Source organism: Rickettsia australis str. Phillips, assembly GCF_000273745.1.
Lineage (GTDB): Bacteria > Pseudomonadota > Alphaproteobacteria > Rickettsiales > Rickettsiaceae > Rickettsia > Rickettsia australis.
In genome coordinates this window covers 1-8225 of record NZ_AKVZ01000043.1, presented here as the reverse complement: position 1 = coordinate 8225, position 8225 = coordinate 1, and the positions used below count along the sequence as shown (strand labels likewise).

Sequence of the window (8225 nt, the reverse complement as noted above, 5' to 3'; positions counted from 1 at the left end):
CATTAAGAGGAGTATTAGTATTGTTCCCACCGACATTTTCCATAGTTTTTTGTCTGATCAACAATTGTGGGATCATTGCCAGCTCCTATAGGACCTAAGTTTAATGTATTAGTATGAATAGTAACGCCGTCTTCAAGCCATTCTTGGGCTTGGCGTACATTTAAATCGGTAATTTTTTGTCTAGAATCTATATCATTTGGAATCAAGGCTTAATGTACCTGCATGTTTAGATGTAAGCAATGTTTCAAAATTTTTACCGTCTTTGTCAGTTATTGCCACAATTTGCTCAAAGGCATTTTTCATGCCAACAATTTGTCGCAACTGGGTTGGGATAACATGCTTACCGTTGTGAATTGTATCTGCGTACTGATCATCTCCCATTCAGGCATTACATTATACCAGTTTTTACCTTCTCTATTTTGATATTCTTGCTTTTGTTCTTCTGTTAAGCCTTTAAAAGCTACTTCCGCTTCGACTATAATATGCTCTTTTCCCTCATCATTGATGGCTTTTGACAAGGTTACTATAATATTACAATGCTCATCATTGAAATTTTGAAAATATTTAGCAACATTTAATTTTTTACGAGCATTTTTAATACCATTTTTTCCTAGCAATTCAGCAACCTTGTCAATTTCAGCTTTCATATTTTTTGAGATATTTGCTTGTGATTTTGCCATATTCAAAGCATTAAAACTATTAATAAATTTTACTGCTTCTTTATTTAATTTCAGCACAAGCGCAGGTTTATTTTCAGTCTTTGCTATGTCTTATAGCTCCTCTGATAGCGTTTAAATATTGCATTTCAAAAGCTTCAGTACCTAAAACAATTTTTTCATTAGGATTGTTACAACCGTCACGTATTAATATTGCAGTTTTGCCATTTTTTCCTTCAGTTTTAGTAAGCTTTAATACCGGTTTTTTCATGACGTACAATTTCTAAAACCTGTAATGCCTCGGTAAAGCTGCTTTTTTCAACAGCTTCTTCAATTTTAGCTTTATTTATACGCCTACTACGGATATAGTTAAAAATTCTTTTGTATGATTTAATAAAAACGCCTTATCGTTATCAAATTGTTTTTTTAATGATGAAAGCATTATAAAATTCTATATGTAGTTGTTCATATCTTGTTATTTAATTAAAAATTATTATATAAAAATAGTCTAGTTAAAAATATTTAACTTTATTAATTAAAATATGTTATTTATATGAATATTGATAAATTTACTGCACATGCTAAATCAGTGGTAGCTAGTAGCCAATCGCTTGCTGCTAAAAACGATCATCAGCAAATATTATCTTTGCATTTATTATCTAGTCTTTTAAGTGAAGAAACAGGTATAATTCAAACCATTATTAATAATACCGGTGGTAATATAAACTTATTAAAAGATCAAGTGCAGCTAGAACTAAATAAAATCCCAAAAGTTCAGGTTGAGGGAGGAGGAAAAGTTTATTCTTCTGCTGAAGCTCTTAAAGTTTTAGAAAAAGCTAGTAGCATTGCTAAAGACAGTGGGGATAGCTTTGTAACCATAGAGCGTATATTTGAAGCATTAACTTATGATAATACTATAGCCGGTAAAATTTTAACGAATAATGGAATTAATAGTAAAAAATTAGCAGCAGCTATTTTACAGCTTCGTAAAGGCAAAAAAGCAGATACCGAATCAGCAGAAAATAGTTATGATGCTCTAAAGAAATACGGCAGAGATGTAACAGAGCTTGCTGAAAGCGGTAAGCTTGACCCGATAATCGGACGTGATGAAGAAATAAGAAGAACAGAGCAGGTACTATCACGACGTATGAAAAATAACCCTGTATTGATCGGTGAGCCCGGAGTCGGTAAAACTGCTATAATAGAGGGGCTTGCACAACGTATATTTAGTAAGGACGTACCTGAGTCGCTTATGAACTGCCGTATTATTGAGCTTGATATGGGAGCATTAATAGCAGGTGCTAAATATCGAGGTGAATTTGAGGAGCGTCTTAAAGCAGTACTTAGTGAAATCAAAGAATCAAGCGGTGAAATTATTTTATTTATCGATGAATTACATCTATTAGTAGGTACAGGAAAAACCGACGGTGCTATGGATGCCTCGAATTTACTAAAGCCAATGCTTGCTCGTGGTGAGCTGCACTGTATCGGTGCTACTACTCTAGATGAATATCGTAAATATATCGAGAAAGATGCAGCACTTGCTCGCCGTTTCCAGCCTGTTTACGTGAGTGAGCCGACGGTTGAGGATACTATATCAATACTTAGAGGAATTAAAGAAAAATACGAGCTGTATCATGCAGTGCGAATTTCCGATAGTGCGATAGTTGCAGCAGCGACGTTATCAAACCGTTATATTACCGATCGTTATTTACCTGATAAAGCTATTGATTTGATTGATGAAGCTTGTAGCCGTATGAAAATAGAATTGTCAAGTAAGCCTGAAGAGCTTGACGAGCTAGATCGCCGTATTATTCAGATAAAAATTGAGCTTGCAGCACTTAAAAAAGAAAATGACGAGCATTCTAAAAAGAAAATTACCCATTTAACCGAAGAACTCGAAAAATTAGAATCTAAATCATATGATATGAACGCTAAATGGCAGGCAGAAAAGTCTAAACTACAGCAAGCCCAAAAACTTAAAGAAGAGTTAGAACGAGCAAGAATCAATCTAGAGCGTGCCGAGCGTGACGCTAATCTTGCTAAAGCTAGTGAGCTAAAATATGGAATTATACCTGAGATTATGAAAAAGATTCAGGAAGCCGAAAGTATGGATAATAAAGGGCTATTAAAAGAAATTGTATCGGAAAGCGATATAGCAAGTATTATCTCTCGTATCACTGGTATTCCAATTGATACGATGCTATCAAGTGAGCGTGAGCGTCTACTTGTGATGGAGCAGAAACTACGTGAATCGGTCATAGGACAAGATGAAGCAATTAAAGGGGTCAGTGATGCAGTTAGAAGATCACGTGCAGGTATTCAGGATATTAACCGCCCGCTTGGTTCGTTCTTATTCTTAGGACAGACAGGAGTTGGTAAAACTGAACTTACCAAAGCCTTAGCCGGTTTTCTTTTTGATAACCGTAATGCGATACTTCGTATAGATATGTCGGAATATATGGAGAAGCACACTATTTCTCGTCTGATAGGAGCTCCTCCAGGCTATATAGGATATGATCAAGGTGGAGTACTAACAGAGGCAGTAAGACGCCGCCCATATCAGGTAATATTATTTGATGAGGTTGAAAAAGCCCACCCCGATATATTTAATATTATGCTGCAAATACTTGATGAGGGAAGATTAACCGATAGTCAGGGTATCACAGTTGATTTTAAAAATACTATTATAGTTTTAACTTCTAATTTAGGTGCTGAGATACTCGTTAATCAGAAAGAGGACGAAGATACATATAAAGTAAAAGATGAGGTTATGAAATATGTAAAAGAAGTATTTAAGCCGGAGTTTCTAAATCGGTTAGATGAAATTATATTATTCCATCGGCTAAATCGTAATAATATTCATGATATAGTTAAGATACAGCTTGGAAGCTTAAAGAAAATTTTGCTACAACAAAATATTATTCTTGGATTTGATGAATCTGCTTTAAATTATTTAGCCGAAAAAGGCTATGATCCAAGTTTTGGAGCAAGACCCTTAAAACGCCTTATCCAGAGGGAAATACAAAATAATTTAGCCAAGATGATTTTAGCAGGCGAAATAAGTAGCGGTAATATCGTGAAAATAGGTAGAGAAAAGGAAGAGCTAAGGATAAAGATAATTGATTAAGCTCTGCGTACGAAAACTAAATTATTGCATAATTCATAATTCTCATTAATTTTTCTTGAGTCTAGTCTATTACTTTATTTACCCTTCTAACTTTGATTAATAAGTTAGATATAATAAAAATCTAATGAACGGAGATGTGAAGCATTATGTATAATGACAATGAAATAGATTACGAAACAGCAGGAGAGATATTGAAGCAATTTACTTCTGAAATGAGCTGGAAGAATTAAAAGAACAAGATGGAGTCGAGCTAAGGAATATGTCGATGCTTACAATGAAGCAGAATTAGATGATAATAACAGTATAACTTTTAGAGAATTTTTGCATTGTAAAGATTTCAAAGAAACCGGCTATATGAGGTTGTATGATAAAACAAAAAAATCCTATGAAATGCAATGTGCTTTAATAATACTAACTAATGATCAATACCAAATAAGTTAAAGGCAAGTTGAAAATCTTACTACTTGGCGTGGAAAAACAAGAAAAAAATCGGAGGTGGGTATATTTAACATAGGAAATGAATATTCTACAGAGAGGTTTATGTCTACAACTTCTGAGCAGAGTATTATTAATAATCATATGTCAGATGAATTAAAACCGAATCAAATTAATATTGAATATGAAATTGAAATGAATTCCCCTTCTAGTAGGTAGCTGATATCTTTGCTATATTACACGATGGAGAAAAGGAAATAGTAGTATTGCCAAATGCTAAATTTGAAATAACTAATGTTAAGTACGATGATGATCATACACTATGTATTAGTATGAAAAACAAGCCAATCATTGATACATGGGGAAGCTTATACATTAGGGTCCGATACTTCACAAATTGATATCATAACTTGATATAAACAAGAAATATTACTTACCGAATTATGGATAAATCTTGATCCATAATTCATGTCAATTTAGTGTTAATAACATTCAATTTCAGTTAATGTTACACTTTCAGTACCTGATAATTTATAATAATCATTACTAGTAGAGTTAGGAATTTGTAAGTTAAATAATAGTGCTTCTTCTTTATACGGATCAACTAAGTAATAATTTGTAATATCTGTAACTATTGGCGATAAATGGGTTGCTGTTTCAATAAGCTTATTAATAGCATCTTGTCCATCTTTTAATATTTTTTCAACTAGTTTTTTATCTTTATAAAAAGTATTTACGGTACCTATTAAGGTTGTTGATATCTCATATATAATAACACTGTTTTTAATTATATTGGTTATATTAGAGTCTAATTTTGCTGTTTTAGAAAAAATTAAAGAAATAACAGTATGATATTTATTAAATACATTAGGTAGTTCTAAAAAATTATTTACGGCTGAATAGGCAGAATTGATTGCTTCTGAAAAACAATTAAATGCTTTATATATGTTTTTATAATTGTTATTGCTCATAAACTTACCTCTTTTTTATATAGATAACTACCATGAAACATGGTAGTTATTTACTATACTACTAAATTAAGAAGTGTCAATATTAAAATTTATTTACTAATATCCTCTAAACTCCATTTAGCTTTTGGACAGAAATTCAAAGGAGTAAATAACTTATTATTGTAACGCTCAAGTCCTGTATATGCAATCATTGCAGCATTATCGGTACATAAACGGATAGGTGGATAAATAAGCTGATAACCATATGTTTTAGCACAATTACTTAATATTTCTTGTAAATATTTATTAGCAGCAACACCGCCGGCAATAACTATATTCTTCTTATCACAATTATTTGTTATTTGTTTATATGCTCTAATAGCATCCTGTATCTTACTACTTAGAATTTCTCCTATGGTGAACTGAAAACTTGCAGCTATATCATTAATTACATCATCATTTAGAAAGCTTGATACAAGCGAATTTTGCGGTTTTCGCCTGTGCGCATGTACTTTTGTACGCTGTGCAAACTCTTCCTTAAATTCATCTTGTCTGAAGCGTTCTAAATGATGACATTCTTTATAATTAATTTCTTGCAAATTCATGATTAAAGTACGCACGGCAGTTTTAAGTCCTGAAAAGGACATATTGCAATTACCGCTGTTAATTATAGGTTTTGGAAATTTATATTTATGAGGATCGCCAAGTTTTGCTCTTTGCTCAATTTCAGGTCCTCCAGGAAATACTAAGTTTAGCATTTTTGCTACTTTGTCAAAGGCTTCACCTACGGCATCATCTATAGTAGAGCCTAATATTTTATATTTTCCAAGCTCTAGGACCGCTACAAATTGGCAATGTCCACCCGAAGCTAACAAGAGTAAATAAGGATAAGGGATATTATCAGTTAGCCTTGCGGTTAAGGCATGACCTTCTAAATGATTAATTGCAATAAATGGTTTTTTTAAAGCACTGCTTAGCGACCTTGCAAACATTGAACCGACTATAACACCGCCGATTAAGCCCGGACCGGAAGTTGCAGCAATTGCACTAATTTCCGTTAATTTAGTGTTGCTCTCTTTTAAAACATTTGTTAATGCTTTATCTAAATTCAATAAGTGAGAACGTGCAGCAATTTCAGGTACTACCCCTCCAAAAACTGCATGTTCTGTATTTTGTGAAATGATTATATTAGATAAGATTTCTCGATTTTCGGTGATTATAGAAACAGCTGTATCGTCACAGCTTGATTCTATACCTAAAATTTTTATCATTCAAATTGAAACTAATTAGAGACGTTGTTAAATAAAAAATGATAGTTTGTATCATTACAAGAATGTATTGTTTCGTGGACCGGCTTATCCGTCATTGCTAGGAGACGTTGTTGCATGGATATCTATGTCATTCCTGCGAAAGCAGGAATCCAAAAATAATCTTAATTGGACAAAATAAACCTAAAAAAACAAGCTTTTTGTAAGTTTTACTGAATTCCCGCCTATGCGGGAATGACACCCAGTGTGCTTGCCGATCCACGCAACAAGACTCGCTCGCAATGACGATATTTATCTTTATTTAATAATGCCTAATTAGATACATTTAAGGTATTGAATTGATTATACAGCTTATAAATAGATTGTTCGGCATCAATAATTTTTTTATTAACTATTTTTAGTAATTTTTCCGAAGGTTTTTCTGTTATTTGCGTTGTAGAACTTATTTGCTCTGCTAAATTTTTAAGTGATTCTTGTATTTCTAGAAAAGATTTTTTAAATTGTTCTTTAATAGTAATAGATGATTCTTCTAGCTCTTTAATTTTTAAGCATAGATTTTCTAATAAATGATCTATTTTTGTTTGCATTAAAGTCAATTTTTGCTTTTGTTTTTCACTAAGATAGCTTAAAGTGTCTTGCATTTTTGCCTGTATACGTACTTTTGTAGTACGTTCAAGTTCTGAAGCTAAACCTATTTTACTCATTAAAAATATTATCCATTTGTGAACGTCAAAATGATACCATTTTGCACCGTTACGATAATCTGAAGGGAAAGCATGATGGTAATTGTGCCAATTTTCACCGAGTAAGAATAATGCCATCCACCAAATATCTCCGGCAGTGCCTTTGTAATATTTTTTACTACCGGCAAAGTGACATAAAGAATTAACACAGAATGTTGCTTGCTGCTGTAGGAATCTACCAAGTCCCATAAATACAAATCCTGCATATGCCGATTGTATAGTACCACCAACTAAGTAACCGATAAATAAAGGCACGACGATATTCATAAAAGCTGCTATTTGCCAATAATATTTTAGCTGCCATTTTAATAAATTATTTTTCCCGTGCTTAGCCCAAGTAATACGATCAATAGACTTATAGCTACCGCTTCCGACTAGCATCCACCCTATATGAGACCAAAGAAAACCTAAAACCTTATTATCAAACTTTAAAGGGCTATGCGGGTCTTGATCTGTATCTGTTTTAGCATGATGTTTATAATGATTCGATGCCCAAGATAAAGCCGGTCCTTGTAATGTTCCTGCAGACAGCATAACTAAGACAAACTCGGCATATTTATTTATTTTATAGGCATTATGAGACCATAACCTATGCAAACCAATCCCAACGGTAATATTATTAATATAATAACTAGCAATTATAAAAATAACTTCAGTTAGTCCTATCCCATAATCAAACGAATATTTAACTACAAGAGATATAATAAAAATAGGATAAAATATTAAAGCAAATAAAGCAGGCTTATTTAGTTTACTTAACATAAAATTTACAGCTTTTAGTTATAAAATAATTAAATTGGCAACGAATAAAATCTTATTATATTTTATATTATAGTATACAATAAATATAATTAATAGATATTAACATATTGAATGCATAAATACAAAGAAAATTTTGATAACAAAATTCTAGGTTATGTGAAGGAGAATTAAATTATTTATATTTTTAGATATTTTTTAACAAAAATTAATAAGATTTTTGCAGTAATAGTTGTTCCTATCTCAAAAAAATCTTATGATTTACAGTAAAAAATAGATTAATG

The 8225-nt window shown here is 32.2% G+C and carries 7 protein-coding genes; 1 reads left to right on the top strand and 6 read right to left on the bottom strand.

Features of this window, described 5'->3' with window-relative positions:
* Window positions 1–14 precede the first annotated feature (14 nt).
* The 3 genes from A452_RS12330 to A452_RS12320 all read right to left on the bottom strand — a co-directional run bounded on the left by A452_RS12330 (window position 15) and on the right by A452_RS12320 (window position 927).
* Window positions 15–206 carry a hypothetical protein gene (locus A452_RS12330; RefSeq protein ID WP_017208708.1) on the bottom strand — a complete coding sequence of 64 codons (192 nt, stop codon included), beginning with the start codon at window positions 204–206 and terminating at the stop codon, window positions 15–17.
* A gap of 93 nt (window positions 207–299) precedes the next feature.
* The gene (locus A452_RS12325) at window positions 300–737 is read right to left on the bottom strand and encodes a hypothetical protein (RefSeq protein ID WP_017208706.1); all 438 of its coding nucleotides are present in this window, start codon (window positions 735–737) and stop codon (window positions 300–302) included.
* A gap of 16 nt (window positions 738–753) precedes the next feature.
* A complete protein-coding gene (locus A452_RS12320; protein WP_017208705.1) occupies window positions 754–927 on the bottom strand; it encodes a hypothetical protein in 174 nt (57 codons plus the stop codon).
* A gap of 282 nt (window positions 928–1209) precedes the next feature.
* Here A452_RS12320 and clpB point away from each other — a divergent pair, with 282 nt between their 5' ends.
* On the top strand, window positions 1210–3786 hold the full coding sequence (clpB, locus tag A452_RS0107280; protein WP_014412059.1) for an ATP-dependent chaperone ClpB: 2577 nt from the start codon (window positions 1210–1212) through the stop codon (window positions 3784–3786).
* Window positions 3787–4703: 917 nt separating this feature from the next.
* Here clpB and A452_RS0107270 read toward each other — a convergent pair.
* The 3 genes from A452_RS0107270 to A452_RS0107260 form a co-directional block, all read right to left on the bottom strand.
* Window positions 4704–5192 (bottom strand): DUF5424 family protein, encoded by a 489-nt coding sequence (locus tag A452_RS0107270; RefSeq protein WP_014412061.1) that lies wholly within the window; start codon window positions 5190–5192, stop codon window positions 4704–4706.
* Between the two features lie 89 nt (window positions 5193–5281).
* The gene (gene tsaD / locus A452_RS0107265) at window positions 5282–6442 is read right to left on the bottom strand and encodes a tRNA (adenosine(37)-N6)-threonylcarbamoyltransferase complex transferase subunit TsaD (protein WP_014412062.1); all 1161 of its coding nucleotides are present in this window, start codon (window positions 6440–6442) and stop codon (window positions 5282–5284) included.
* A gap of 308 nt (window positions 6443–6750) precedes the next feature.
* The gene (locus A452_RS0107260) at window positions 6751–7944 is read right to left on the bottom strand and encodes an acyl-CoA desaturase (RefSeq protein WP_014412063.1); all 1194 of its coding nucleotides are present in this window, start codon (window positions 7942–7944) and stop codon (window positions 6751–6753) included.
* Window positions 7945–8225: the final 281 nt, after the last annotated feature.